Source organism: Paenibacillus ottowii, from assembly GCF_050516475.1.
GTDB classification, from domain to species: domain Bacteria; phylum Bacillota; class Bacilli; order Paenibacillales; family Paenibacillaceae; genus Paenibacillus; species Paenibacillus ottowii.
Genome location: NZ_CP191577.1, coordinates 2,057,718 through 2,083,703, shown reverse-complemented (window position 1 = coordinate 2,083,703; position 25,986 = coordinate 2,057,718). Strand labels below are relative to the sequence as shown.

General features: G+C 44.8%; 28 protein-coding genes and 1 tRNA gene. 19 read left to right on the top strand and 10 right to left on the bottom strand.

What is annotated here, in order from left to right; all coding sequences use genetic code 11:
* Positions 1 to 48: 48 nt before the first annotated feature.
* The 5 genes from ACQQ6X_RS09925 to ACQQ6X_RS09905 all read left to right on the top strand — a co-directional run bounded on the left by ACQQ6X_RS09925 (position 49) and on the right by ACQQ6X_RS09905 (position 4,290).
* On the top strand, positions 49 to 531 hold the full coding sequence (locus ACQQ6X_RS09925; RefSeq protein WP_305165182.1) for a DUF2809 domain-containing protein: 483 nt from the start codon (positions 49 to 51) through the stop codon (positions 529 to 531).
* A gap of 60 nt (positions 532 to 591) precedes the next feature.
* The gene (locus tag ACQQ6X_RS09920) at positions 592 to 1,803 is read left to right on the top strand and encodes a rhamnogalacturonan acetylesterase (protein ID WP_305165635.1); all 1,212 of its coding nucleotides are present in this window, start codon (positions 592 to 594) and stop codon (positions 1,801 to 1,803) included.
* Between the two features lie 115 nt (positions 1,804 to 1,918).
* Positions 1,919 to 2,863: a class I SAM-dependent methyltransferase gene (locus tag ACQQ6X_RS09915; protein WP_305165181.1), complete on the top strand. Its 945-nt coding sequence runs from the start codon at positions 1,919 to 1,921 to the stop codon at positions 2,861 to 2,863.
* Positions 2,864 to 3,143: 280 nt separating this feature from the next.
* The gene (locus tag ACQQ6X_RS09910) at positions 3,144 to 3,701 is read left to right on the top strand and encodes a hypothetical protein (RefSeq protein WP_305165180.1); all 558 of its coding nucleotides are present in this window, start codon (positions 3,144 to 3,146) and stop codon (positions 3,699 to 3,701) included.
* Between the two features lie 28 nt (positions 3,702 to 3,729).
* Positions 3,730 to 4,290 carry a GNAT family N-acetyltransferase gene (locus ACQQ6X_RS09905; protein ID WP_305165634.1) on the top strand — a complete coding sequence of 187 codons (561 nt, stop codon included), beginning with the start codon at positions 3,730 to 3,732 and terminating at the stop codon, positions 4,288 to 4,290.
* 2 nt (positions 4,291 to 4,292) lie between these two features.
* Here the strand turns inward: ACQQ6X_RS09905 and ACQQ6X_RS09900 are convergent, their stop codons facing one another.
* On the bottom strand, positions 4,293 to 4,634 hold the full coding sequence (locus tag ACQQ6X_RS09900; RefSeq protein WP_305165179.1) for a GIY-YIG nuclease family protein: 342 nt from the start codon (positions 4,632 to 4,634) through the stop codon (positions 4,293 to 4,295).
* A 33-nt stretch (positions 4,635 to 4,667) separates the two neighbouring features.
* Positions 4,668 to 5,426, bottom strand: coding sequence for a DUF2087 domain-containing protein (locus ACQQ6X_RS09895; protein WP_305165178.1), 759 nt, complete (start codon positions 5,424 to 5,426; stop codon positions 4,668 to 4,670).
* Positions 5,427 to 5,597: 171 nt separating this feature from the next.
* On the opposite strand from ACQQ6X_RS09895, the gene ACQQ6X_RS09890 reads away from it, so the two are divergent.
* Genes ACQQ6X_RS09890 through ACQQ6X_RS09880 form a run of 3 tightly spaced genes read left to right on the top strand, consistent with a single transcriptional unit; the run spans position 5,598 to position 6,807 of the window.
* A complete protein-coding gene (locus tag ACQQ6X_RS09890) occupies positions 5,598 to 5,951 on the top strand; it encodes a hypothetical protein (RefSeq protein WP_430493574.1) in 354 nt (117 codons plus the stop codon).
* 53 nt (positions 5,952 to 6,004) lie between these two features.
* Positions 6,005 to 6,436, top strand: a complete 432-nt coding sequence (locus tag ACQQ6X_RS09885; RefSeq protein WP_305165176.1) for a hypothetical protein — start codon at positions 6,005 to 6,007, stop codon at positions 6,434 to 6,436.
* 2 nt (positions 6,437 to 6,438) lie between these two features.
* The gene (locus tag ACQQ6X_RS09880) at positions 6,439 to 6,807 is read left to right on the top strand and encodes a barstar family protein (RefSeq protein ID WP_305165175.1); all 369 of its coding nucleotides are present in this window, start codon (positions 6,439 to 6,441) and stop codon (positions 6,805 to 6,807) included.
* 96 nt (positions 6,808 to 6,903) lie between these two features.
* Here the strand turns inward: ACQQ6X_RS09880 and ACQQ6X_RS09875 are convergent, their stop codons facing one another.
* Entirely contained in the window at positions 6,904 to 7,209 is a 306-nt protein-coding gene (locus ACQQ6X_RS09875) for a hypothetical protein (protein WP_305165174.1), read from the bottom strand.
* A gap of 130 nt (positions 7,210 to 7,339) precedes the next feature.
* Between ACQQ6X_RS09875 and ACQQ6X_RS09870 the strand changes: the two genes are divergently transcribed.
* Positions 7,340 to 7,413: transfer RNA gene (locus ACQQ6X_RS09870), tRNA-Pro, on the top strand.
* Between the two features lie 251 nt (positions 7,414 to 7,664).
* Here the strand turns inward: ACQQ6X_RS09870 and ACQQ6X_RS09865 are convergent.
* Positions 7,665 to 8,936 carry an MFS transporter gene (locus tag ACQQ6X_RS09865; RefSeq protein WP_305165173.1) on the bottom strand — a complete coding sequence of 424 codons (1,272 nt, stop codon included), beginning with the start codon at positions 8,934 to 8,936 and terminating at the stop codon, positions 7,665 to 7,667.
* A 586-nt stretch (positions 8,937 to 9,522) separates the two neighbouring features.
* Here ACQQ6X_RS09865 and ACQQ6X_RS09860 point away from each other — a divergent pair.
* The 3 genes from ACQQ6X_RS09860 to ACQQ6X_RS09850 all read left to right on the top strand — a co-directional run bounded on the left by ACQQ6X_RS09860 (position 9,523) and on the right by ACQQ6X_RS09850 (position 14,389).
* Entirely contained in the window at positions 9,523 to 12,420 is a 2,898-nt protein-coding gene (locus ACQQ6X_RS09860) for a 2-oxoglutarate dehydrogenase E1 component (protein ID WP_305165172.1), read from the top strand.
* A gap of 5 nt (positions 12,421 to 12,425) precedes the next feature.
* A complete protein-coding gene (odhB, locus tag ACQQ6X_RS09855; RefSeq protein WP_305165171.1) occupies positions 12,426 to 13,718 on the top strand; it encodes a 2-oxoglutarate dehydrogenase complex dihydrolipoyllysine-residue succinyltransferase in 1,293 nt (430 codons plus the stop codon).
* A 140-nt stretch (positions 13,719 to 13,858) separates the two neighbouring features.
* Positions 13,859 to 14,389 (top strand): YfiT family bacillithiol transferase, encoded by a 531-nt coding sequence (locus ACQQ6X_RS09850; RefSeq protein ID WP_305165170.1) that lies wholly within the window; start codon positions 13,859 to 13,861, stop codon positions 14,387 to 14,389.
* A gap of 100 nt (positions 14,390 to 14,489) precedes the next feature.
* On the opposite strand, the gene ACQQ6X_RS09845 is transcribed toward ACQQ6X_RS09850, so the two are convergent.
* The 4 genes from ACQQ6X_RS09845 to ACQQ6X_RS09830 form a co-directional block, all read right to left on the bottom strand.
* A complete protein-coding gene (locus ACQQ6X_RS09845; RefSeq protein WP_305165169.1) occupies positions 14,490 to 15,494 on the bottom strand; it encodes an alpha/beta fold hydrolase in 1,005 nt (334 codons plus the stop codon).
* A 25-nt stretch (positions 15,495 to 15,519) separates the two neighbouring features.
* Positions 15,520 to 16,494 (bottom strand): type I phosphomannose isomerase catalytic subunit, encoded by a 975-nt coding sequence (locus ACQQ6X_RS09840; RefSeq protein WP_305165168.1) that lies wholly within the window; start codon positions 16,492 to 16,494, stop codon positions 15,520 to 15,522.
* 171 nt (positions 16,495 to 16,665) lie between these two features.
* Positions 16,666 to 17,247: a class I SAM-dependent methyltransferase gene (locus ACQQ6X_RS09835; protein WP_305165167.1), complete on the bottom strand. Its 582-nt coding sequence runs from the start codon at positions 17,245 to 17,247 to the stop codon at positions 16,666 to 16,668.
* 1 nt (position 17,248) lies between these two features.
* Complete coding sequence (locus tag ACQQ6X_RS09830; protein ID WP_305165166.1) at positions 17,249 to 18,202, bottom strand: TIGR01212 family radical SAM protein; 954 nt, start codon at positions 18,200 to 18,202, stop codon at positions 17,249 to 17,251.
* A 306-nt stretch (positions 18,203 to 18,508) separates the two neighbouring features.
* On the opposite strand from ACQQ6X_RS09830, the gene ACQQ6X_RS09825 reads away from it, so the two are divergent.
* Both ACQQ6X_RS09825 and trmB read left to right on the top strand, forming a co-directional pair.
* Complete coding sequence (locus ACQQ6X_RS09825) at positions 18,509 to 18,706, top strand: hypothetical protein (protein WP_063209951.1); 198 nt, start codon at positions 18,509 to 18,511, stop codon at positions 18,704 to 18,706.
* 104 nt (positions 18,707 to 18,810) lie between these two features.
* A complete protein-coding gene (gene trmB / locus ACQQ6X_RS09820; protein ID WP_305165165.1) occupies positions 18,811 to 19,524 on the top strand; it encodes a tRNA (guanosine(46)-N7)-methyltransferase TrmB in 714 nt (237 codons plus the stop codon).
* 45 nt (positions 19,525 to 19,569) lie between these two features.
* Here trmB and ACQQ6X_RS09815 read toward each other — a convergent pair whose 3' ends face one another.
* A complete protein-coding gene (locus ACQQ6X_RS09815; RefSeq protein WP_430493601.1) occupies positions 19,570 to 20,703 on the bottom strand; it encodes an MGDG synthase family glycosyltransferase in 1,134 nt (377 codons plus the stop codon).
* A 51-nt stretch (positions 20,704 to 20,754) separates the two neighbouring features.
* Positions 20,755 to 21,282: a phosphatase PAP2 family protein gene (locus tag ACQQ6X_RS09810; RefSeq protein ID WP_063209948.1), complete on the bottom strand. Its 528-nt coding sequence runs from the start codon at positions 21,280 to 21,282 to the stop codon at positions 20,755 to 20,757.
* A gap of 601 nt (positions 21,283 to 21,883) precedes the next feature.
* On the opposite strand from ACQQ6X_RS09810, the gene ACQQ6X_RS09805 reads away from it, so the two are divergent.
* The 5 genes from ACQQ6X_RS09805 (at position 21,884) to ACQQ6X_RS09785 (ending at position 25,977) form a co-directional block, all read left to right on the top strand.
* Positions 21,884 to 23,122, top strand: a complete 1,239-nt coding sequence (locus tag ACQQ6X_RS09805) for a glycosyltransferase family 2 protein (protein ID WP_149035888.1) — start codon at positions 21,884 to 21,886, stop codon at positions 23,120 to 23,122.
* 319 nt (positions 23,123 to 23,441) lie between these two features.
* Positions 23,442 to 23,939 carry a translation initiation factor IF-3 gene (gene infC / locus ACQQ6X_RS09800; protein WP_007429515.1) on the top strand — a complete coding sequence of 166 codons (498 nt, stop codon included), beginning with the start codon at positions 23,442 to 23,444 and terminating at the stop codon, positions 23,937 to 23,939.
* Between the two features lie 20 nt (positions 23,940 to 23,959).
* Entirely contained in the window at positions 23,960 to 24,160 is a 201-nt protein-coding gene (rpmI, locus tag ACQQ6X_RS09795) for a 50S ribosomal protein L35 (RefSeq protein ID WP_007429516.1), read from the top strand.
* A 52-nt stretch (positions 24,161 to 24,212) separates the two neighbouring features.
* Positions 24,213 to 24,572 carry a 50S ribosomal protein L20 gene (gene rplT / locus ACQQ6X_RS09790; protein ID WP_007429517.1) on the top strand — a complete coding sequence of 120 codons (360 nt, stop codon included), beginning with the start codon at positions 24,213 to 24,215 and terminating at the stop codon, positions 24,570 to 24,572.
* Between the two features lie 367 nt (positions 24,573 to 24,939).
* Positions 24,940 to 25,977 carry a BMP family lipoprotein gene (locus ACQQ6X_RS09785; RefSeq protein ID WP_149035890.1) on the top strand — a complete coding sequence of 346 codons (1,038 nt, stop codon included), beginning with the start codon at positions 24,940 to 24,942 and terminating at the stop codon, positions 25,975 to 25,977.
* Positions 25,978 to 25,986 lie beyond the last annotated feature (9 nt).

The window sequence follows — 25,986 nt, the reverse complement described above, 5'->3', positions numbered from 1 at the left end:
TTCAGCCGTTTAGTGGATGTTTTTCAGTGTTCGGACAGGTAATGTAATATGAGAAACATTCGTAAAAGCAACAGTAGGGGAGTTATTCTGAAAAATATGGAGAGGTTCCACTGGAAAGCTCGTGCTGTGTATTTGGTTGCTGTGCTGGTCATGATCTTGTTGGGTTTGGGAAGCCGGGCTTTCTCCACCCACTTACCTGCATTCGTTGCTAATCATTTTGGGGATGCCTTGTGGGCGTGTATGATTTATTTTGGGCTGAGAATGTTGTGGGTGAATCGTCAGTTGTCTGTAGCTCTTTGGGGCAGTTTGCTGTTTTGCTTTGCTATTGAGTTCAGTCAGATGTACCAGGCTCCCTGGATTAACCACATTCGGGCGACAACCCTGGGCGGCCTAGTGCTTGGCAAAGGGTTTCTGACCATGGATCTGATCAGGTACACGATGGGTGTTGTGACCTCCTGGGCACTGGACCAAGGCTGCCAGAGGCTGGCCGGAATCAACAGACGTATAGACGATGACAAGCCACTCAAATAATCTGAGAAGCGAGGGTTGCGCTTGAAACAAAAGAGAAAGCGTCACAGGTTGTTGGGTAAGATGATTGGGTTATGCGCAGGGTTCAGCTTGTTGTTTGCAACTATACTTATTCCAGGGCAGGCGTTAGCCGAGAAGCAGCTTGCGGCGCCTCTTCGTTTTGATTTTGGTCCTGGAGATGTAGCAGACGGCTACACCCAGGTCACTGCCAAGGATGCTTACACGCCTGAGCGTGGCTATGGATTTACCGATCTTTCCAAGGTAACTGAAGAGAACCGTGGTGGAAGTGATGCTATACGCTCAGATTTTGTGCGTGTTCAAGGCTCATCCTTTGTCGTCAATTTACCACCTGCGGATTACACGCTTTCTCTAATTGCCGGAGATACTGCTGGAAACACGGATATTACGGTTAAAGCCGAATCCATTGTGAAAGTAGAACCTACTACCAAAACAGCAGGACAATTTGTTGAGGCTGCGTTCGAGCTTGCACTCATCGACGGTCAGCTCGAATTGTATTTCTCAGGAAATGAAGCGAAGATCAACGCCCTGGTTATCACTCCCAAGGAAGCTCGAACGGCTGGAGAGCATCCTTCCGTATACCTTGCAGGAGATTCTACGGTTCAAACTTACAAAGCCTCGATGAAGCCTCAGGCAGGCTGGGGGCAAATGATTGCTCCATTTTTTACAGATGAGACTATTTTTGTGAACCGTTCTATTGGTGGACGTAGTACGAGGACCTTTTTGGTTCAAGGGCGGTTAGATGATATTTTACGAAATATCCGTCCAGGAGATTACCTGTTTATACAGTTTGGGCATAATGATGCTGCGATCAATAATCAGGAGCGTTATGTTTCACCGGCCGATTACAAAGTATACTTGAAAACGTACATCCAAGGAGCCACCCAACGCGGTGCGATACCTGTGTTAATTACTCCTGTAGGCCGCCGGGATTATGATGCAGCAAGCGCTTCGTTTCGGATCAGTTTTCCGGAATATGTGCAGGCCATGAAGGAAACAGCCTCAGAGACGAAGGTTGCGCTGGTCGATCTTAGTCGATTGAGTGTAGACTACTATGATACACTGGGACTGGAAGGAACACTTCCGTTATTTTTACATTTGGATCCAGGTGTCTATCCTGCATTTCCTGATGGTGTGAAGGATGATACACATTTTCAGGAGTATGGTGCGGAGCAAATAGCCCGGTTGGTAGCCCAAGGGGTTCGTGACTTGAATATTCCTTTATCTTCTTATGTAAAGGCAGAAAAGTTGCAATAGCACTGAGTTTCCATAACCATGATACACTCAGAAAACAAGCTGACCCTACCCAAACCCAGAAATATTTAGGATTGGGTAGGGCATTAATGTTCTGTACCTTAAAGGAGGAAGCAGCATGACAGTCGCTCAACTTCATAATCTTATTAACGGTCAACTCCTGCATAATCAGCATCGGAGTTTATTTTACATGCGCGAGGGTTCTGTTCTGCTAGGACCTTCAACGGAAATGACGTACTGGCTGACGCAGCGAAGCCCGGAACTGATCCTCATGCTTCAAAGTTTGAAGCGCCAACATACATATCATGTTTTTGTGAAAGATGTAGCGGCCAAAATACTGTCCCAGTTTGTAAATACCAATCAGTATCTACATTTTCACACAAATCATGCAAGGGAGCTTGCGGAGCTGTATGATCGATTTTTCACCCGGATTGAAAGGCTGTTTCAAAAGAAAACTATAGCTGGAGCAACTCTGGACTTACTGCTTCAGCAGCATTATGGGCATTTGAGAGATTTCCTTATTCGTACCAATGGACGTGAAATGTTCGAGAAGTATGCAGAGAGTGAGTATACCTTTTGGATACCTTGTGAGGAATATACGCCGGAGCTGCAAGCCAATCTGCTAGGATTGGACCTTGCTCGTTTGCAAGAGCCTGTTCTAGATGTTGGTTGCGGATCAGAGGCACGGTTGGTTACCTACTTACGTTCCTTGGGAATTGAGGCTTACGGAACAGATCGGCTGGCTGAGACAGAAGGTTGTGTCATTCAAGGGGATTGGTTAGAGACCACTTATGGAGAAAGTACATGGGGAACGATCATTTCACATATGGCATTCTCCAATCATTTTATACATCATCATCTGAAGACAGACGGCAATATCCAGGAGTACGCTCATAAACATATGGAGTTGCTTAGAGCCATTCGGCCAGGAGGGAGCTTTATTTACAGTCCTTGCCTCCCATTCATGGAAGAGCTTTTGGATGCCCGAATGGGGTATCAAGTAGAGTATATCGAGTCCTCTAAAGGTTACAGAGCTACGAAAATAACGCGTACACATTCATAAGTACTAGTACCAATCATTTGTCAGATTCACTCTTGGAATGGTATTATAAGGATAGATATTACTCTATTTGGGATTCAGTTAACAATCAGGATTCTCATGACATTGATTTGATCGCATTGTTGCCCTGGATAATAATTATTCTATAGGTAACGAGGGATTTTTCAGGGAAGATTAAACCATATTTTCCTAAAAGCCGATATATGGAAATGAGGCGAAAACACACTGTTATTATGCCCGTCGCAAAAATGGATGTAATAATTGGGTTAGGAGAGTAGAAGAAGTGTCCGATCTGTATACAAAAAAAGAAGTAGAAGATTATGTAACGAACGTGGCTTTCGAACGACCTTTAGGTGTAAGCATTTCAGCTATTTTACTGATTTTTAATGGAGCACTCCTGTTGGTGACACAGCTATTGACGCTTAATGCATTAAATGAGGCTTCTACATTATTAGGCATATGCAGAGGCATGTTTCAAGGGTTCATTGCTCTACTCGGTTTGGCAGGAACGACTGCCGGCGTTGGTATGTTGTTTGGTAAGAGGTGGGCTTGGTGGCTGGCATTATTTTATTTTACATATGAGACCATGCGTTATGCGTGTGCCATTCTGTTTATTCCCGATATCTCCCCAGCGCTAGGCGGTGTGCAGCTTAGCCCTGCTCTATACTACGTTAAATATGGTATGCGTGTTATTTGGAATTTATTTTTTACAATATTTCTGTGTCGTAGTACTGTGACTAGCTTTTTTCAAACAAGTGAAATCAACAAGTGGAGAGCATGCGTCACATTATTTCTCATCAATGGAGTGTTGGTGGGGATCGGATGGTGGTTGATTAAATAGGTTTTTCGATGTAGAGGGGAGATGTATGATGGCAATGGAAACGTTTCCGACTTTGGTGACTGATCGGCTTTATTTAAGACAGCTTACATTAGCAGACGCGGAGGACATATTCACCTATTTCTCCAGAGATGAAGTCACAAAATATTATGATTTGGAAAGCTTTACGGAGGTAGAGCAAGCAGAGAAATTTATTCGTTCCATGTTAACCAGATATGAGAAGCAAGAGGGCTTTCGTTGGGGGATTACGCTAAAAGATGCTCCTGAGCGGATCGTCGGCACAATTGGATTTCATAACTGGCAGAAGGAGCACTCCCGTATCGAAATCGGCTATGAGCTGGCACCGGAATACTGGCGGCAAGGCCTGATGACAGAAGCGATGGAGGTGGTGGTGGATTACGGCTTTCAGTTGCCGCAGGTTCACCGTATAGAAGCCTTCATTGATCCAGACAACGAAGGCTCCAGACGGCTGCTGCTCAAAAGTGGCTTTACTAAAGAGGGTCACTTGAGAGATTACTTTTATGAAAAAGGTCAGTTTGTGGACGCTGTTGTTTTTGGCTATCTTCGCAAGGAGTTTTCCGCGGAGCAGTAAGTTTACAAATATCCTTTGTCCCCGTAAGGTTGGAGTCGATCAAGCCAGGTCTGCTCCAGCTTTGCCAGCGCGTCTTTGACATCAAAGAATTCCGAATCCTTTTTCTTCAAAACATCCAGCACTTCAAATTCAAACGAATCTTCGCCGTACTCATTCCATTCCTGTTGTAGTTGTTTATTCTTAAATCCACCCATATTTAGCTCAAAACGCCGTCCATTCAGCGACTTTAAATTCGGCGTGGAAGAGACGAAAATTTTCCCATTGCGTGTATTGCGAATACAATAGATTCCCGCCTCTGTCTTCATCTCCATGTATTGCTGAACTAGTTCTTTTCTCCGATCCATTGTCGAATCCCCCTATTTTATAAATGTCTAGCTTTACGATTCCTTCAACCAATATTCACTGCCATCCGGTTTGCGATCTAGTAGACCATATTCGATCATATATCTTCGCACCGTGACATAATCGTCGTATACTTCCTGTAAAATCGCATTGATATCTTTTTCATGATATATTTGTCCCTTCACAAAACGACCCGCAATTTCACGCAGCACAATCAGCTTGTGCTTTTCTTGCATTTTAAAGGTCTTTAGGCGACCGTCTGTACCATTCGGAAAATACTTTGTGAGTATCTTTTGCTTTTCGTCTTCTGTAATGTTGTAGCGTTCGTCTACCATCCGTGCTCGTACGGGTACTTCTACGATGGCGGGAGCGTGACGATCTTTCTCTTTTAACAGTTCCATTAATGTGAGAAATACCTTGGCCTGCCGTTCTTTCTCCTTGAGACCAAAGCGATGATTGCGTATGGTGGATGCGCTGCCGATTCCGGTTTCCTTTTGAATATCCGCATCGCCCATCCCTTGATAAAATAACTGAAGCAGCCGATTCTGATGATCCGTCAGTCCGGTCAGCTTTTTGTCCAGACCGATCAAATAGTCAAACACCGAACCGTACGTCCGCTCAATATGAAGGCGCATATACCGCTCCGCGTCATAGAATACCCCTTGATCCTGATATATGATGCCTTGTTCGTATCGTTGTCCATCCAGCAGGCAAACCACCTGCTCCCGTTGGCGTATATATCCGCGCTTCAGTTCTTCAACGCCAGCATTCCAGAATAGTTCGGAATGATCCATTTTAGCAAACACCTCAATTAATTGATGATTATTTTATAGACAATATAACATTTTGTTTATTTTAAATCAATGAGTTGAAATTTATTCAGGTCCTTGACATTGTTCGTTATGTACAAAAGAGACATAATTTTGTTATTATATGTAAATTATTATTGCGTTGGGACTGGATAGTTGTTATATACTGTAAATGTAATTGCCATTACATTAGCTGATCTAGGAGACAGTGGAGCGGTGCTGCCACTTATCGACTTGTTAAGAAATCCAAAGACCAAGGGGAATAGAGGAACACTGTTATATGCTTTAGAATTTTTTGATGTATCTGAGCAGGTTGTGGTGCTGGTAGATTTACTGGATGATACCTTTGAAGCGAGCAGACAGTCTTATCAATTGATAAGTAACGTGCAAGATAAAATTACTAAAGCTCAAAAGGAACTATGTAGACAAATGATAAGAAGGAAGCTAGCTGATCATAAAAACAAATGTAAGCGTGACTTTTTGCTAGAATCTTTAGAACTTTTTACATGATTTTATATTCCTAAAATGCTATATTCCTTAAAATTATTGTGAGGAGATATGATATGAAATATAGATTTGCTGTTATGGATGATGAAAGTGGGCTCACAGTTGGTTTTTGTCGAGATATGGTTGGATTAACGGCTGATATCATGGTCGAAACGTATGAAAAGGTCATGTTTGAACAATTTGTCTTTAATGAGGAATTCATAAGAAACATAGCAAAGACAAAACAATCTATATCCAACTTGTACATTGCTATTTTAGATGATGAAGAAAAAGTGATTGGAAGCTATTATTTTCATTTACCTGAATCCTACATAATCCATAAACAAAATTACAATAAAGAAAATTTCCATCTGGAGTTAACAGGCATGTTTGAAACGAAGCCCTCCTCTGTAGATTTAAGATTATGGGAGTTTTTAAAGGGAGCTCAGCCGCATGAGAATAATATATGGCATACCTTCTCTCTAAAGAAGAGCGATCCGGATGGCTAAACGTGACTAGAATATATTCTGCATCTAATCATTTTGCCAGACCGGATAAACGAGGAGAAGTCTACACTTTAGAGGGCAAATACATATCTGATTTTACAACATTTTTTATAGCACTTGGTGAAGCGATTAATGGGCCGGGAGGGTACTTTGGATTTAGCTTGGACAGTATATCGGACTGTCTCTGTGGAGGTTTTGGGGCAGTAGGACCGTTCACGATCAATTGGAAAAATGCACATTATTTATTGGAAAGATTTGAGGAAGAATGGGACCAAGAAAAGAGATGTTATGAATTTTCATCACAGCAATATTTTATGGATCTTTTAACGATCTTGGTATCAGGTGATGTTACCGTGAATTTTTCTTCGAATTAAGGTCGCAAAGCAAGAAGGAGATTTGGAAATGGAATACAAAAATCAATGCAACCACCTTATATATGGAAGGAAATTGTATTTAAAGTTTGTACAGGGCTATTTTAGCGAACGTAACAGTTGCTGACTAATAAATATGAGCGGATTGTGAGTGAAGCTGATCAATTCTTGCACCACAGCACCAGCAGGAGTGCTAAAACCCCAATCAGCTTCGAAAAATATTTTTTTCTGCTGCTCTGATGCAGGTGGCTGAGGTTCTTCCAAGCCATATTGCTCTGCTAGTCTCTCCTTCGTTTTTTGATCTATGACAAGTTCATCCTGTGCAAAGGTGTAGCACATAGGAATGCTTAATTGTACTAAAAAAACTAATAGTACTGCGGAAATGATTATTTTTTTGCTCTGCATGGTTAGCTCCTGTGATCTAAGATTTTAGTCTATACTTTTTGTGTCACTCAGACTAAACTATGCCTTTACAGTCTTTTATGACCAGATTATAATGGTAAATAACAGCAACGATTTACATACACTGGTTCATCGGGGTATAGCGCAGTCAGGTAGCGCGCACCCTTGGGGTGGGTGAGGTCGTGGGTTCGAATCCCGCTACTCCGATAATAATCCAAATGTCCTGCGGGTGCGGATCGTGCGCCTGCCGGGCATTTTTTTTGTATATTACATCTATCCTATCGCTCTTTGTCGCTACTGGCTTTTGACGAGCTAGCCGTATACAACGAATGTATGTACTTGTGAGGCATTGAAGGGAGATAGGATGGAGCCACTTCTGCTTCTGCACGGGATTGGAGGCAAAAGTGACAAATCAACAATCCCTTCAATGCTACCATTTATAAACTTTTTCCATTTGCCTATAAAGATTCCTGAAGGGCCTTAGAAGAAGTGCTGTAATCAGCATAACGGGGAAGCACAATAGTGTAGTATATTCCTACAAAAACGGTACAGACCCCAACTAATAAAAACAAGAACTCAATTGAAATAAATGAAGGAAAGCTTACAGCAATAAAACCTAATGTAAGAGACTGGGACAGCATCATTAACGGATTAATCAAACCTTGCACACGTCCCATCATTTGAGGATCTACAATACGAGGCAGCCATCCTCCTATGCCAATGTTAATGAACGGAAGGATCAGTGCAATGACAAAATTGATAATCAGAAAAGCATAGAGGTGGTTAACAAATCCAAGTGTGCATATCCCCAGTCCGGCTACCAGAACTCCGGCTGCAATCATTTGGTGTAGCTTTAACTTGGCGGAGATGAGCGAAGCGATTAGGGTACCAAGCAACACACCAGCTCCAAAAATAATACCTGCCCATACCGTATACTGCTCATAGTTGCCTGGAGCTAGTTTATATTTAAGAATAAACATCGGTAAAACGCTAAAACCACCATTTAAAATACCAAACATAAAAAAGCCTGAAACCAACCAAAGCAATAGTCTGTTGCGTAATATGTAAAGAAATCCTTGTTTAAAATCGATCATGACAAGTTTGAATTTTAGTTGTTTAAAATGATGTGCCCCGTTCGGAAGGCGTACTTCCTTGGAAATTTTGCAGGAGCGAATAAGCAGTGCAGACACAATAAAAGAAACAGCATCAATGAGGATGGCTCCAGTAATTCCAAGATGCCAGTAAACGACCGCCCCGAGAGTTCCTCCAAATAACATGAAAAGGCTCCCCATCATTTGATTGAGACCTGCGGCAATGGTGTAATCATCTTCGCTTAATATCCCCTGTACAATGGCACTTTCGGCTGGGAAGAAAAATTTGGAGACAGCACTACGGATGAAGAGGAGGGCAAATATCAAAGGAATCGAATCGACCCAAATAAAAATAAGCAAGCATAAAGATAAAAAAGCGCTAATCCAGTCACAATTAACAGCAATTTTTTGTCTGTCCATCCGATCTGCTAGCACTCCAACCACGAGAAATACTACCAGCATCGGGAGCGAATACATTAACTCGGCAATCGTTGCATAGTAAGGCTGATTTGAAAACCGTTTCAACAAATAAAACATGAATGCAGTAACCCCGATAACTCCTCCCATTTGTGAGGCAAAGGTTGCCAGAAAAAATCTGACATAATTCTTGTTTCTAAGTATTTGTTTTAGTCCAGTCACAGTTCCATCCCTTTCACTTTCAAAGCGGTTTTTAGATGCCTAAGTAAAATAATAGTGAAAAGCAGGAAAATTGTACAGAAAAGTGACTTTAATGTCACTTTAAGTTTGAATTTGCATCATATCGGCAACCTAAATAACCAGCCATCGCTCGATATCCAATGGCTGGTTATTTAGGTTGCCAAGTGTTTGATTCCTGACTCACAAAAGGGTGTCAACCTCAATCTTTATTAAGCTAACGTCTCGCCATTTGTAGCGATTCTTTTTATATCAGTCACAGATTTAAGTTTGCGATTAAGATATCTTTTTATATCACATCCTAATCTTTAGATGATAAAGACTACAGAATTACAGAACAACCCGATTCATCTCATTTACGCATGGATATGTTGAGAAAAAGGAAATGCTCATAGCTAGAAAAGTTTATACAATGGAAGAGAAATAAACACTGTGAAATTCGACTTTTGATGATGGATTTCATATAATGTGAACATAGTGTGAATTACTCAAATTTAAGATTTATCAAAACAACAAAATGAAAATGATTTCCGTCCAGCTATGAATTTCAAAATTTGACGGAGGGAACGAGATGACAATGGAAGAGAGCAGCAGACAGGTACCTTGGCAGACGTATTACGGACCTAATCTAGGTTATGTGCAGGACCAGTATGAAAAGTATGTAGCGGACCCCGGAACAGTTGATCCGGCTTACCGCGAGCTGTTTGATCAATGGGGCGAGCCGCCACAATCCGAATATTCGGCTGCTTCCATGATAGACAACAAATTGCAGGGCCCCCCTACAAATGCTCTGGGGAACCTTGATTCAAACACATTGCAGAAAGCGGTTACAGCGGGCAAAATGGTGTGGAATATCCGTGAATACGGACATTTGGCCGCCCAAATTGACCCACTGGGACTGGATGAAGAGCAGGATACACGGTTGCTTGATCCAGCATCTTACGGTTTAACTGAACAAGACCTGAAGGCTTTTCCAGCCTCTTTAATATGGGATAACGCTCCTGCGGGAACACTGAATGGATGGGAAGCCATTCAACGGCTACGTGTAGCATACACAGGACCGATTGCCTATGAATTTAGTCACATTCATAACGAGGAGGAACGTAGCTGGTTGAATAGCTATGCTGAATCCGGTTGGTCCTCCAAGCCACTCACAACACAGGAACGCAAGTCTTTGCTGGGCAGATTGATAGAAGTAGAGCAATTCGAAGAGTTCCTGCATAAAACATTCGTCGGGCAGAAACGTTTCTCCATCGAGGGTAATGATGTGCTTGTCCCTGTACTCGACGAGATTATTCGTCTAACTACAAATGCGGGAGCAAGTCATGTCCTGATGGGGATGGCGCATCGCGGCCGTCTGAATGTATTGGCACATGTGCTGGGCAAGCCTTACAGCAAAATTTTCTCTGAATTTCATCATTCGCCGAATAAGGATCTGATCCCGTCGGAAGGTTCCACAGGAATTAACTACGGCTGGACTGGGGATGTAAAATACCATCTGGGTGCGGATCGTTTTGTAAAAGATGGGGAAGCCGTACAGGCCCGTCTGACATTGGCGAACAACCCAAGTCACCTGGAATATGTCAATCCGGTGGTGCAAGGATTTTCACGTGCAGCGCAGGAGGATCGCAGTGAGGCTGGTTATCCGAAGCTGGATGTCAGCAAGGCGGCTACCATTATTATGCACGGTGATGCGGCGTTCCCAGGTGAAGGTATCGTAGCCGAATCACTCAATTTCACGAATTTGCGCGGCTTCCGTAACGGCGGTACAGTGCATATTATTGTCAACAATCGTCTGGGCTTTACGACAGAGAGTGTTGATTCACGTTCGACCCGTTATGCCAGCGACCTGGCTAAGGGTTACGAAATTCCGATTGTACACGTGAACGCGGATAATCCAGAGGCTTGTATTGCTGCCGCTCGTATGGCCGGCGAATACCGCAATCGTTTCAAGAAGGATTTTCTGATTGATCTGATTGGTTACCGTCGTTATGGTCACAATGAATCCGACGATCCAGAAACAACCCAACCGCTGGTGTATCGTAAGGTGAAAAATCATCCAACGGTGAGCAAATTGTATGCTCAAAAGCTGATGAAGCAGGGCATTGTCGATGAAGGGTATACTGCCAGTCTTATCGATAAGGTCCAAATCCGACTGAAGGAAGCACATGAGCATGTGAAGAATCAACCGGAAGAAGAGCCTGAATTTACAGCTGTGAAGGCGAAAAAGAATCAGAGCACACCGATCCGTACGGCGGTTGAATTGAAAAAGCTGCGCCAAATCAATGAAAACTTGCTCAAATGGCCACAGGCTTTTCATGTATATCCGAAGCTGGAACGAATTTTACAACGTAGAAAAACAGCTCTGAACGAGGGTGAAAAGGTAGATTGGAGCTTGGCGGAGACGCTGGCTTTGGCCACTATTCTAGCAGACGGCAAGCCTATTCGTATGACAGGTCAGGATGCGGAGCGAGCTACTTTTGCTCATCGTAACCTTGTGCTGCATGAGCCTGAAACCGGGCGTACCCATTGCCCGCTGCATACATTGCCGGAAGCACGTGCTTCGTTCAGTATTCATAACAGTCCATTGTCTGAGGCGTCGGTTCTCGGCTTTGAGTATGGGTATAACGTGTTTTCTCCTGAGACGTTGGTTATTTGGGAGGCGCAATTCGGCGATTTTGCCAACTGTGCGCAGGTTATTTTCGACCAATTCATTTCCGCCGGCCGTGCCAAATGGAGACAGAAGTCCAGTCTGGTAATGCTGTTGCCGCATGGTAGCGAAGGACAAGGGCCAGAGCATACGAGTGCACGTCTGGAGCGTTTCCTCCAGTTATCTGCACAAAATAACTGGACTGTCGCCAATTTGAGCAGTGCCTCACAGTATTTCCACCTGCTGCGCCGTCAGGCTGCATTAAGCGAAAGCGAGGAAGCACGTCCGCTTGTGATGATGTCGCCCAAGAGCCTGATTCGCAACAATCGTGTCGCTTCGCCTGCTTCTGAATTCAGCGAGGGAACATTCCGTCCTGTGTTGGAACAACCTGGTCTGGGATCACGTCCGGATCGCGTAGAGCGCATTATACTTTGCAGTGGCAAGATTGCCATTGATCTGGAGGAAGCGTTGGAGAAGGATAAGAACGGGAATGAGGCCGAAGAGCGTCTGCACATTATTCGTGTGGAGCAGCTATATCCTTTCCCGGCAGAGGAAATTCGGAATATTTTCAGCCGCTTCCCACATGCGAAGGAGTTCGTATGGGCTCAGGAAGAACCTAAAAATATGGGTGCCTGGAGTTATATGGAGCCTCGTCTGCGAGAGGTTGTGCCACAGGGAGCGGAAATTCGCTACGCAGGCAGACCGGATCGTTCCAGCCCGGCGAGCGGTTATCAGCAAGTACACAGCCTAGAACAACAGCGAATTATTCAATCGGCGTTGAAGCAGGATTCCAAAAACAATATTACACTGGGGAGGTAGCGGCTGTGAGCGATATTATAGTGCCAGCAATGGGGGAATCCATCACGGAAGGAACAATCTCCAAATGGCTTGTGAAGGAAGGGGATTCCGTAGGACAGGGAGATGTTCTTCTGGAACTGGAAACGGATAAGGTTAATCTGGAAATTAGTGCGGAAGAAGCAGGTGTGGTCCAAAAAATCCTTCGTCAGGAGGGGGACACCGTGGTTATCGGAGAAGCTGTTGGCTTGATCGGAAGCGGCAGTGCGGAAGCAACCGGGGCCGGAGAAGCCGCAGCGACTCAGGCGCCTGAGGCGCCGTCTGCAGCAACTTCACCAGCTTTCGTAGAAGGCGGCGGTAAAGCAGTAGAAAAGCCTGCATCGCCAATTCCCTCCAATAGCGACGGGAATGGTCAGACGGCATCACCATCCGCCCGAAAGCTGGCGCGTGAGCGCGGGATTAATCTGGAGCAGGTACAGGGAAAGGACCCGCTCGGACGTGTGTTCCAGGAAGACGTAAAAACGCATAACAGTGCTGAAGCATCACGTACAGCATCTGTACCTTCGCCTCCTGTTGCTGGCAAGCCTGTGCCTCCGTCCCCAGCTCATACAGAGTATAGTAAGCCTGTGGAGCGGCATCGGATGTCCCGTCGGAGAGCGACGATTGCCAAGCGTCTTGTGGAAGCACAGCAAACAGCCGCCATGCTGACCACTTTTAATGAAGTGGATATGACTGCCATTCTCGATGTGCGTAAACGTCGTAAAGATAAATTCAAGGAGAAACACGATGTAGGGTTGGGTTTCATGTCCTTCTTTACGAAGGCAGTGGTTGGTGCGCTCAAGCGCTTCCCTACGGTGAATGCAGAAATCAATGGCGATGATATCGTACTGAAAAAATACTATGATATCGGGATTGCTGTATCTGCCAAGGAAGGTTTGGTCGTTCCCGTTGTCCGGGATGCTGATCGCCTTGGTTTTGCTGAAATCGAGAAGAGCATTGCGGATTTGGCTAGCAAAGCCCGCTCCAATTCTCTTTCGCTGGCAGACTTGCAAGGGGGAACTTTTACCATAACCAATGGAGGTATTTTCGGTTCCTTGCTGTCTACGCCAATTCTGAATACGCCGCAAGTAGGTATTTTGGGCATGCACAAAATCCAGCTTCGCCCGATTGCCATCGACGAGGAACGTATGGAAAATCGTCCGATGATGTATATCGCGTTGTCCTACGACCACCGTATTATTGATGGTAGCGAGGCGGTCCGTTTCCTGGTAACGGTCAAAGAATTGCTGGAAGATCCCGAATCATTGTTGCTGGAAGGATAACATAAATCTGGCGAGTGTATCACCTCTGCACGTTCATGGCAAAAGCAGACTCTTGCGGGTCTGCTTTTTTTCCTGCATAGTACTAACATAAGGCTATAGGTATTGCAGACATTCAGATACAGAGAAGGGCGGGAATTGTTTTGGACAAAGACTTGCGCTACCCGATTGGACCATTCGTGATTCCAGAACCCATTACAGAAGAACAGCGGATTACATGGATCGACGACATTGCTGAATTGCCTGGAAAACTGCGTCAAGCGGTCGAAGGACTGAATGAGCAGCAGCTCAATACGCCTTATCGCGAAGGGGGATGGACGATTCGGCAGGTTGTGCATCATTTGGCGGACAGTCATATGAATAGCTATATCCGTTTTAAGCTGGCGCTGACCGAGGATACACCGACAATCAAGCCCTATGATGAGGGGCGTTGGGCCGAAATACCAGATGCTAGGGAGCTGCCGCTGGAACCTTCGTTGCAACTGCTGGAAGGACTACATGAACGCTGGGTGACCATGTTGCGTTCGTTAGGGGAAGATCAGCTGCATCGAACGTTTATTCATCCTGAATCAGGCCAGACGATCCGTCTGGAACGAAACATTGGTATCTATGCTTGGCATGGCAAACATCACACAGCTCATATCACTTCCCTGAAAGAGCGAAATGCATGGTAATTAACTCATAAATGATACCCTGATGAAGATAAAAGAATACAAAAGAAACCTTTAAAGCACGATAAAAGTGACTTTAAAGGTTTCTTTTGTTATTTCCTCGCTAGGATGATGACTTGGAGGAAGCTGATAAAGTGGATGCTTCGGAGGCTCCAGATAAAACGGAAACAGAGGTACCCTCTGTGTTAATATGACGGTCAAGCCAGTCCACGATGTCATTCATTACCTCTTCGCGATTGGTTTCATGCAGCATCTCATGGCGACCGTCAGGATAGAGACGATACTCTACGTCTTGAAGATTCAGGCTTCGATACATATCCACTAGCGACAGCACACCTTTGCCGAACAAGCCCACTGGATCACGATCCCCGGCAAAAATATAAACGGGCAGTTTGGGATTGATTTTTTTTAGCGACGAAGGCCAGTGGATTTCTTGTAACAGCCTGAAAAAATCAAGAAAAAAGCCTGTCGTGCAAATAGCTCCGCATAATGGGTCGTGCAAGAACTGATCTACTTCATCAGGATCACGGGACAGCCAGTCGAATGCTGTACGCACAGGACGAAAGGCGCGGTTAAAGCCGCCAAAGACCATAGCGTTGAGCAGCATGCTGCGATGATCCATCCCCTGCAATTTTCCTTGCAGCAGAGCAACCTGCTCTCCGAGTTTCAGCAGACCACGTCGGCCGTTGGTTCCTGATAAAATAAACCCGTGATACGACTGCTGATCATCATACATCATTTTTTGGGTTAAAAATGACCCCATGCTGTGACCTAGTAAAAAACGAGGTTGATCAGGGAATTCCTTGGCCACGATTTCGCCTAGCTCCAGCATGCCTTTTGCCATTCGGTTGAACGCATTGGCTCCTGGCATACCCAGCTTATCAGGATCACCAGCTGTGCGCCCATGGCCGATATGATCGTTGGCATACACGCCGTAGCCAGAAGCGGTAAGCTTTTCAGCCAGCCGAATGTAGCGGTAGGACGTCTCACACATGCCATGCGAAACTTGAACGATCCCTTTGACGGGAACATCTTGCTCGGGCAGCCAGCGGTAGGTAAAAAGCTCTGTTCCGTCATCTTCAGCGATGGTGAAGGTGTATTCCCGCATGATTAGACATCACATCCTTTAAGCTTTAAGGAAGATAAGATCTAAGTACGGTCATTCCGTCATTCAGCGTGTAACCGCCGAGATTAGCGGGGAGCAGGAAGCAATCTCCCGCTTTGCAGGAAAGAGATTCCGTATTATTGTCCCATGTTATGGTCCCACTGCCTTCGCAAACCACAAGAATAGTGAAGCTGTCTTCCGTTGTAGAAAGTGTCCAACTTCCATCTACAATACCCTTTTCCACAACAAAATACTCACAGGATGCCAGTTGGAGCCATTCTCCAGGCTGCAAGCCATCCGTTTTCATCGTTGTTGCGCCTGCACCTTCGTAGGAAGTTACATTAAGGGAATCCTCGATGTGCAGCTCACGAGGTTTGCCGTCCAGACCGGGGCGGTTGTAGTCATATAAACGATAGGTTGTATCCGAATTTTGCTGGATTTCAGCAACAACAACACCCGCACACAGTGCATGTACGGTTCCAGCAGGAATGAAGAATGTATCGCCTGCTTCAACTGGAACCTGGCGCAAACTGCCCATGATATCTCCGCTTTCAAGAGCTGTACGCAGACTTTCACGGGTTACACCTTCGGTTAGACCATAAATAATTTTGGCATCCGGCTTGGCATCAAGCACATACCACATTTCAGTTTTTCCTAATTCTCCAGCTGGAAGTCCAGCGTAATCATCTGTCGGATGCACCTGAACAGATAAGTCATCATTACAATCCAGTAGCTTGATCAAAAGTGGAAAACGTCCGCCTTTTTTCGATACACCCTTTGCCCCAAGCCAATCCTGTCCGTAGGTCTGGCGAATTTCATCCAGTCCTTTTCCAGCCAGCTCGCCATTGATGACCGTTGTTGTCCCGTTCGGATGATCAGCAATCATCCATCCTTCACCAATATGTCCTTGTGGTGGGGTCAGACCAAATTGTTCTAAGGCTCGTCCTCCCCAAACTCTCTCTTTAAACTCAGGTTGAAATTGCAGCGGGTATGGCTTTAGCATTGTTTCTCTCCTCCATAATGAGTAATGAGTGCAATCTAACTGAATCAGGAAATCAAAACGTGCCGCTGGGCCATAAACCAGGATGAATAAACCCATATGGCGCTGAAAATATATGTAAGGCGGCTAAAAAAGCTGCTCATTACCTAAATATACGAGTGTAACACCCCGACATTATTTCTTTTCAACCGCCACTATGTAAGGTGAAGCATCTCGTTGTAATTGACGGTAAATAATGCTTTGACCGCTGGAGACTGGAAGGGCAGAAGCCCATTGAAGGACGGCTTCTGCTTCCTCCCTGCCGCCGGCGTGCCCAGGATATAATACGGTAGTCAGAATCCCACGCGGCCGCAGCAACTGCAAGGCAGCTTCAAGTGCGACGAGCGTGCTGTCTGTATGCGTGATGACCGTAGGATCTGCCCCTTCAGACGGCAAGTAGCCGAGGTTAAACATGACCGCAGCCACTTTGCCATGCAGCCGGTCTGGAATGGCCTGCTGCATTTGCTCATGGCCTTGCAGCAACAGTGATACTTCTGCTAATGAAGGGGAAGTGTCTTCTTCCAGCCGACGACGGGCATAATCCAAGGCTTCCTGCTGGATATCGAAGCCGTAGACACGCCCCCGTTTGCCAGCTGCTTTAGCCAGAAACAACGTATCTGCGCCTGTGCCGACGGTGGCGTCTATAGCAGTATCGCCTGGCTGCACCCGTGCAGCTACCAATTGATGAGCATAGCTCAGAACAGACAGGAATCCCATTTTAAGACTTCCTCCAGTATTTTCCCTGCCACGTTTCACGTGATTTCAGTTCATTATCAATGCCGTTAAGCACTTCCCATTTTTTAAGCGACCACATGGGGCCCATCAGTAAATCGCGGGGTGCATCTCCGGTCAACCGGTGAACGATCATTTCAGGGGGCAAAAACTCCAGCGTATCTACAATGAGCTTTATGTACTCGTCCTTTTCCAAAAAGCGCAGCAATCCTGCTTCGTATTGCTTGACCATCGGCGTTTTGCGCATGAGATGCAGCAGATGAATTTTGATGCCCTGCACATCCATATCTGCTACTGCACGTCCTGTATCGAGCATCATTTCATGTGTCTCCTGGGGCAGACCATAAATGATATGGGCACACACACGGATATTTCGCTTACGCAGCTTTTCCACCGCATCCAGATAACATTGAGTATCATGAGCGCGATTAATCAGCTCAGAGGTCGATTCGTGGACGGTTTGCAGACCCATTTCGACCCACAAATACGTGCGTTCGTTCAGCTCGGCTAAATAATCCACGACATCATCAGGCAGGCAATCCGGACGTGTAGCGATGGACAGACCGACAACGCCGGGCTGCTCTAAAATAACCTCAAAGTATTCTCGCAGCTCCTCAACCGGGGCATACGTATTCGTGTAGGCTTGAAAATAGCCAATATATTTAGCGTTGGGCCATTTTAAATGCTGGCGGTCCCGAATCGTATTGAACTGGGTGACCAAGTCATCACGGCGACGTCCGGCAAAATCACCTGATCCGCGTGCACTACAAAAGGTACAACCCCCTTTGGCGATAGAACCATCGCGATTTGGACAGGTAAAACCCGCATCCAGCATGACTTTAAATACTTTATTTTGAAATTGCTCACGCATTTCGTAATTCCAGGTATGGAACCGTTTATCTCCCCACAGGAGAGGAGCAGGCAACAAATCTGTTTTCATGGGTGTACTCCTTTTTTTACGATCACCCTATTGTAACAAAATTCAATCTTAAATGGGAATCACTTGACCGAGAAAGTCATTAAAAAGTGCGGATTTTATGGCTTTCCGGATTGAAAAAGGTTACACAATATGTTATATTGTAAGCGGTACCAGACATATGATAAAAGGACTGTTTTAATCCTGAAGATAAAAAGTTATCAGTCGCTAATGGTTATTCTTCAGGGAGGCAGCTATGCTGTTTCTATCGCCTGCTTTAGGGGAAGTGCACGTCGGTTCCATCACAAATAACCCGTGAGGTGATCTTTTATGGAAACGCAGGATAAGACGCGTATGGATAAAGTTACGGTTGAGTTGACCTTTGATGAGGCGTTAGCATTGACGGGCGTCCGTTTTGGACAGGATCGTCAGATTGGCACGTCTGCACGTCAAAAAATCAGAGCCGCTTGCCAAAAGACAATTGATTTTTCACCTGCTGATGGGGTAGACTATGAACAATTAAATTAGTTGGACCCCAATCCAAATATATTGAAAAAGGAATTTCATTTCCGTATCTTCAAGCGGGGGTGAAGTTCCTTTTTCCTTGATAACAGAGTATATGGAGGAGTAACATGCGTTTACGCGGAAGAAAAGGAATACGAGAAAGTCTGGAAGAACAGCAAGATCTGGTCATCTTGGAACCAACACAGTATAAGGGGAAATGGCAGCAGCTTTTTGGTAATGATCGTCCCATTCATGTGGAATTTGGCATGGGTAAAGGGCAATTTATAAGCCAAATGAGCTACCGAAATCCAGAGGTTAACTATATCGGCTTTGATATGTATGATGAGCTGGTTCGCCGTGCTACTGAAAAATCCCGTCTGGCCTGGAGTGATTCAGAGGTTGTTACACCGCCTAATATCAAATTAGCCCTGGCAAACATCGAACAGATCGAAAATGTTTTTGAACCAGGAGAAGTAGAACGCATTTATCTGAATTTTAGCGATCCCTGGCCTAAGGCCAAGCATGCACGCCGTCGTTTGACGCATCCGCGTTTTTTGGACAAGTATCGTCAGCTTTTGAACAGCAAAGGGCAAATTCATTTTAAGACGGACTCGGAGACACTGTTTGAGTTTTCTCTGAATTCATTCGCTGACAGCGGTCTGCAAATGACGAATATTTCGTTAAACCTTCATCGTGACGGAATTAATGAGGAGCATGTCATGACGGAATATGAACAGAAGTTCATGGGTAAAGGTATGAATATTCATCGTGTCGAGGTGTTGATTGGGAAAGACGCTTTGGCAGAGTACGAAAAAACACGGCTCGAAAAATACGGAAAGTAACCATAGACAAAAATAAATAAAGTAAACAAGACAGGGTGCTTCCTTTTAGGAAAGCACCCTGTTCGGTTCCAGTATATCCAAAATACTCTGTGCGCTCTGAAGAGGATAATATCGCGCTACATTATGGATGTGCTCTTGTCGTTTGCGAACGATTTCTGGAAAATCGTATAGCAGACGGTTCATCCATTTCACGACAACATCCAGCGAAGTAATCGGTTCTCCGAAGCCTTGAGCCGTAAAGTATTGACAATTTTCCTCCTCCTGTCCAGGGAGAGGCTTGTGAAACAGCATCGGAATCCCTTTGGCCAGCCCTTCGGTACATGTCATACCGCCAGGCTTGGTAATGAGTAGATTCGATACTTCCATTAATTTGTCGATTTCCCGGGTGAATCCAAAAATATGAATGTTCGGATGATTGAACCGAGGATCCAGCTCCATTTTACGACGAATTTTATCATTATGCCCCAAACAAAAAATAAATTGAATTTTTTCTCTCCAATTGGTAAGCGAACGATGTATGACTTCGTCGTTCATCAGGCCCCAGCCGCCGCCCATAACGAGTACCGTCGGGATGGATTTTAGCCCAAACTGTTCTCTGATTTCATCATGCCCAGGATGTTCCCAAAAATTTGGATGAACCGGAATACCAGTTACCTGGATTTTTGATACGGAAACTCCGCGCGCGCGCAGCTTACGCATGACTTCAGGCGTAGACACAAAGTACCGGTCAACCTCGGGACTAATCCATGTGCCATGTGCATCGTAGTCTGTAATGACGGTACACAGCGGGACATGTAAGCCTAAGCGCTTCAAACGTGAAATGACCGCGCTCGGGATAGGGTGAGTACATACCACCAAATCGGGACGAAGCTGCCGGAGAATATTTCGGGTCTGTGTGTAGAACAGACGGTGCAAAGCGAGCGTTGTAAGACGGTTTAATGACTTTTTGTATTGATGACGGTAAACCAATCCGACTAGGCGAGGCTGCGATACAACAGTCTTCTTGTATGCTGTAATAATAAGCGGGGCCATTCTCGGATTCAAAAAGCTCCCCAGCTCCAGCACTCTTGTCTGCACATCCGGAGAAAGCTTCCGCAAGCTGCTTGAGAGCGCATAGGCAGCTTGAGTATGTCCGGCACCGAAACCTTCCGATAATAATAACACTCGTTTTTTAGCCACTCTCATTTCACCTGTTCCTGCTGGGATGTTCTCAATCATACCATATCGGCTTTAAGGCCAGAATGCAACCGTTCCTATTGCTGCAGACGTTCCGATGACTGCTCCTGCAAGCACATCCGTGGGATAGTGAAGCCCCAGATAAATTCGGGAAAAACCTACAATTATCGCTACAGGTAGCAGCAATAGTGCTAGCATGGGTGACTGCAGCATAAAAGGAACGGTAGCTGAAAAAATAGCGGTCGTGTGCCCTGAGGGAAAAGAATGATCCGACAAGGGATTGCGGAATGTATTTGTGCCTGGTAGCGCCAGGTACGGACGTATCCGCGGGTACAGCTTTTTAACGATAGCTACAGGGATGTGACTGATCGCAAGAGCGATAGCTCCCTTCATGCCGGAGTCTTTCCATGGATACGGAGCGAGCCACCAAATAAGAAGCGTAGAGGCTATCGTAAAGGTAGCCCCGCCTAAATGTGTGAGATAATATAGCCAAAAGTTCAAAAAACGGTTGTGTAAGCGTCCGTTGATCCATTTGAACAACCGCTGCTCCAGACTTACAAGTTTTACGACTAGACGTTGCATTTGGTTTCCTCCGGTTGCCGGTTCAGGTCTGTCGGCAAATATTTTGAATCAATTTGATATTAATCAGGTCTAAGTAATTATTCTCTTGCTCTCATCATATTTTTAAACGCTATTCATTTCAAGAATCACCACTTACCTGGTTCAATTCTACACAAAAATGTTAATGGAATATAAGCCGTATTGTATAACTTTCTTTGCGTTCATCCGTCTAATAAGATAGAGTGGTTAGAAGTGGTTGCTAATTGGCCCACAAAAAGGAGGGACCAAAGAAATAAAAAGTTAGCAAATGGATGAAAATAAGACCTAAGCGTCATGAATGAGAGGTCCAGCGCCGCAATCTCGGTTCAAACGGGAATTTGTCGTGTTTTTTTGCTGCTGAGACCCGTTTAGGGGCTTTGACAAAAGATTGAAAACCAACGAAAATCGTAATGGCATTCCTGTGTCAGCCAAAAGGGGGCTGCACAGAGCCAAAGAAGAAAGCAAGGGTCGGGTCAAAAACTACAGAAAAGGCGCACAAAGCGCCGCAACTTGCGCTACACAGATAGAAAACAGACAAACGCAAGATTTTTAAAGGGGTATAAAAAGGGGGTAACAAGAGATCATGTTAGACGCTATTTTTGTGACGCTCCAGGTCATACTGGCGGTGATCGCAGTCTATCAGTTTGCATTCTCCTTGTTCGGATTGGTTCGTAAGAAAAGAAAAGAGCAAGCGGCTCCAGAAAAATCATTTGCTATTTTAGTCGCTGCCCACAATGAAGAACAAGTTGTCGGAGCATTGATGGAAAATTTAAAGGAGCTTGACTATCCAAAGGAACTGTACGACGTATTCGTAATCTGTGATAACTGCACAGATAAGACAGCGGACATCGTTCGTGCTCATGGCATGAATGCATGTGAACGTACGAATCCGAACTTGCGTGGTAAAGGCTACGCTATTGAGTGGATGCTCAAGGAGCTGTGGGCTATGCCGCGGCAATATGATGCCATTGTCATGTTTGATGCCGACAACTTGGCGCATACCAATTTCTTGAGCGAAATGAACAATGACTTGTGCTCAGGCGCCCGTGTCATTCAGGGGTATATTGATACTAAGAACCCTGAGGATTCCTGGATCACAGCAGCCTACGGGGTATCTTATTGGTACATCAACCGTTTGTGGCAGCTGTCACGTCACAACCTGAATATGGCTAATTTCCTTGGTGGTACAGGCATGTGCTTTGAAACAAATCTGCTCAAGGAAATGGGTTGGGGTGCAACAAGTCTGGTAGAGGATTTGGAGTTCACCATGCGTTGTACACAACGCAACGTATACCCAAGGTTTAATTACGATGCCAAGGTGTATGATGAGAAGCCGTTGACATTCAAAGCTTCTTCCAGACAGCGTCTGCGCTGGATGCAAGGTCACTTCACGGTTGCTCGTCGTTACTTCTTCCCGTTGTTGTGGCAAAGTATCAAAGATAGAAGCCTGATTAAATTCGATATGGCTCTGTATGGTCTGAACGTGTATATCGTACTGTTTACCTTCTTGATGACAGTAGCGATGTGGGTAGATATTGTATTATTTGGTGGACCCAATATTGAAAATATCTACGTACAATTCCCTGCTTGGACCGGTTTTGTGGCTATAAGTCTGAATATTATCACCTTTTTGATCGCGATGATCTTGGAAAAGGTCACGTTCAAAAAAGTGTATCTGTACTTGCTGCTCTTCCCAGTCTATCTGGTTTCGTGGTATCCGATTACGTTCTATGCGTTCTTTACACAGAACAACAAGCAATGGAGCCACACCCAGCATACCCGTGTTGTTCGTCTGGAAGAGGTTCAGAGCAAGCAAGGTTAATGATTGTTGAAGTAAAACTATGAACCTACAGAGGACGTGTACACCTAATTTTCATAAAAGTATTGACGCCTCTGTAGTAACATGATATGATATTCGAGTATGTTAATTGAAAAGTATGGATTAACAAGCAGAAGGTCCGACTTCTCACCTGTCCGGTATTGCCGGCTGGTCATGATCCAATGATTTGTGAATTTAACTTTCATGATGAATTGAGTATCAGACAGGGATGTCGGCTGCATAGTCGTCATCCCTTTTTTGTGCTTAAACACAATACAACAATAACAGGTTCTGGAGGTGGAGGGTTATTAGTAAGGAACATATGATCAATGATGAGATTCGAGTGAGAGAAGTACGTCTGGTTGGTGCAAACGGGGAACAAATCGGGATTAAACCGACTCGTGAAGCTCTGCAAATGGCGATTGACGCAAACTTGGATCTCGTGAACGTGGCGCCTCAAGCGAAGCCGCCCGTGTGTCGGATTATGGATTACGGTAAATTCCGTTATGAGCAACAGAAGAAAGAAAAGGAAGCCCGTAAAAACCAGAAGATCGTTGACATCAAAGAGGTATGGTTCCGTTCCAACATCGAGGAACATGACTACCAGACCAAGTTTCGCAATGTGGTGAAGTTCCTGAATGAAGGGGACAAGGTGAAATGCTCCGTTCGTTTCCGCGGTCGTGAAATTACCCATGCTAATGTGGGACAAAAAATTCTCGAACGTGTAAAAACGGAAGTTGCTGATCTTTGTACCGTGGAGCGCCAACCCAAGCTCGAAGGACGCAGCATGATTATGATATTGGCTCCAAAGAGTCAATGACAAATTAAGGAGGAAGTTCAATGCCAAAAATGAAAACACATAGCAGCCTTAAAGGCCGCTTCAAAATTACCGGTACTGGTAAAGTGACGCGTTACAAAGCTTACAGAAACCACTTGCTTTCCCACAAATCCAAACGTGCAAAACGCGTTCTGGGTACTAACCCTGAGATGGCACCTGGGGACGTTAGACGTTTGAAACAAGGTCTTGCTAACCTGAAATAGTATAAGCACGGCAATAAATAAAGTATAAACATTATTTGGGAGGTCTTTTGATATGGCAAGAGTAAAGGGCGGATTCGTCGTTCGTCGTCGTCATAAAAAAGTATTGAAGCTTGCTAAAGGTTATTTTGGTTCCAAACACCGTATTTTTAAAACTGCTAACGAGCAGGTAATGAAATCGCTTGTTTACGCATACCGTGACCGTCGTCAGACGAAACGTAACTTCCGCAGATTGTGGATCGTGCGTATCAACGCAGCAGCTCGTTTGAATGGTTTGTCTTACAGCAAATTGATGCACGGTCTGAAATTGGCTGGTGTGGACATTAACCGTAAAATCTTGGCTGATCTTGCAGTCAATGATATTAATGCGTTCAACTCTTTGGCAACTGTTGCTAAAGGTAAAATCAACGCTTAATTAAGGCGTAAAAGCCACGAAAGTGGTAACAAAGGTGTCCCGAGCAGTACGCTGTGTAGGGATGCCTTTTTTTGTACATACTTAACACTAAAAAAGACTTTGTTTTCTTCAAAATACGAATAAATATGACGTAAGATGGCAGAATGTATGGATTTCTCAATTTTGTAACGCTTACATTTTTGGAAATCTAAAAAAAATTGACCCAAGGTTATTAATTGGCTAGATTTTAGTCGATCATAATTGTATAATCTCTAAAGTAAGTCTTCTGTACGATCTGTCTCGTCAGTAAATGACATGAAAATGATGTACATTTTCTAAAGAAAAGAGACAGTCCAGGGATCTAACACTAAGGGGGAACAGTATCAGCATGAAGAAATTGTTTAGTATGTCTTTGGTTATGCTGCTGGCGATCTCGGTCATTCTCGCAGGCTGCGGTAACAAAAATCAAGGTGCGTCCAACGCAAATGGTGGAGAAGCAGGCGGTTCTGCCAAAACATCAAATGTCCAACTTGGCATGGTTACAGATGTGGGCGGAGTAAACGATAAATCGTTTAACCAATCTGCTTGGGAGGCACTTCAAGCTATTCAGAAAGAATCAGGCGTTAAAGCTAAATACTTGCAAAGTAAATCCGACCAAGATTATATTCCTAACCTGAATCAATTCGTTAAGGGTGATTTCAACCTGACTTGGGGAATCGGTTTTAATCTGGCGAATGCGATTGGACAAGTAGCCAAAGACAATCCGAACAAAAATTTGGCGATCATTGACAGTGTTGTGGATGCGCCTAACGTTAAATCGGTTGTATTTGCTGAAAATGAAGGTTCCTTCCTGGTAGGGGTTGTGGCTGGTAAACTTACTAAAACAAACAAAGTTGGTTTTGTGGGTGGACAAGAGAGCCCGTTAATCAAACGTTTTGAAAAAGGATTTGAAGCAGGGGTTAAGGCTGTAAATCCAAAGGCACAACTGATTGTGAACTATACGGGTGCGTTTGATAAGCCAGATCTTGGTAAGGCTGCTGCAGCAACGATCTACAATGATGGTGCGGATATTATTTTCCATGCAGCTGGCGGATCAGGAACAGGCGTATTTAACGAAGCACTCGCACGTAAGCAGCAAGGTCAGCAAGTATGGGTTATCGGCGTAGATAAAGACCAATCACTTGAGTTTGGTGACGGAGTAACATTAACTTCGATGGTAAAACGCGTAGATGAAGCAGTAAAACGCGTATCCCAAGAAGTAATTGACGGTAAGTTTAAGGGCGGTGTCGAAACACTGGCTCTGAAGGATAACGGAATTGGATTGGCAGATACATCTTCGAAAAACGTTCCTAAAGACGTGCTTGATCTTGTAGAACAATACAAGCAAAAAATCATTAAAGGCGAGATTAAAGTTCCTTCGAAATAAGTTAGACTG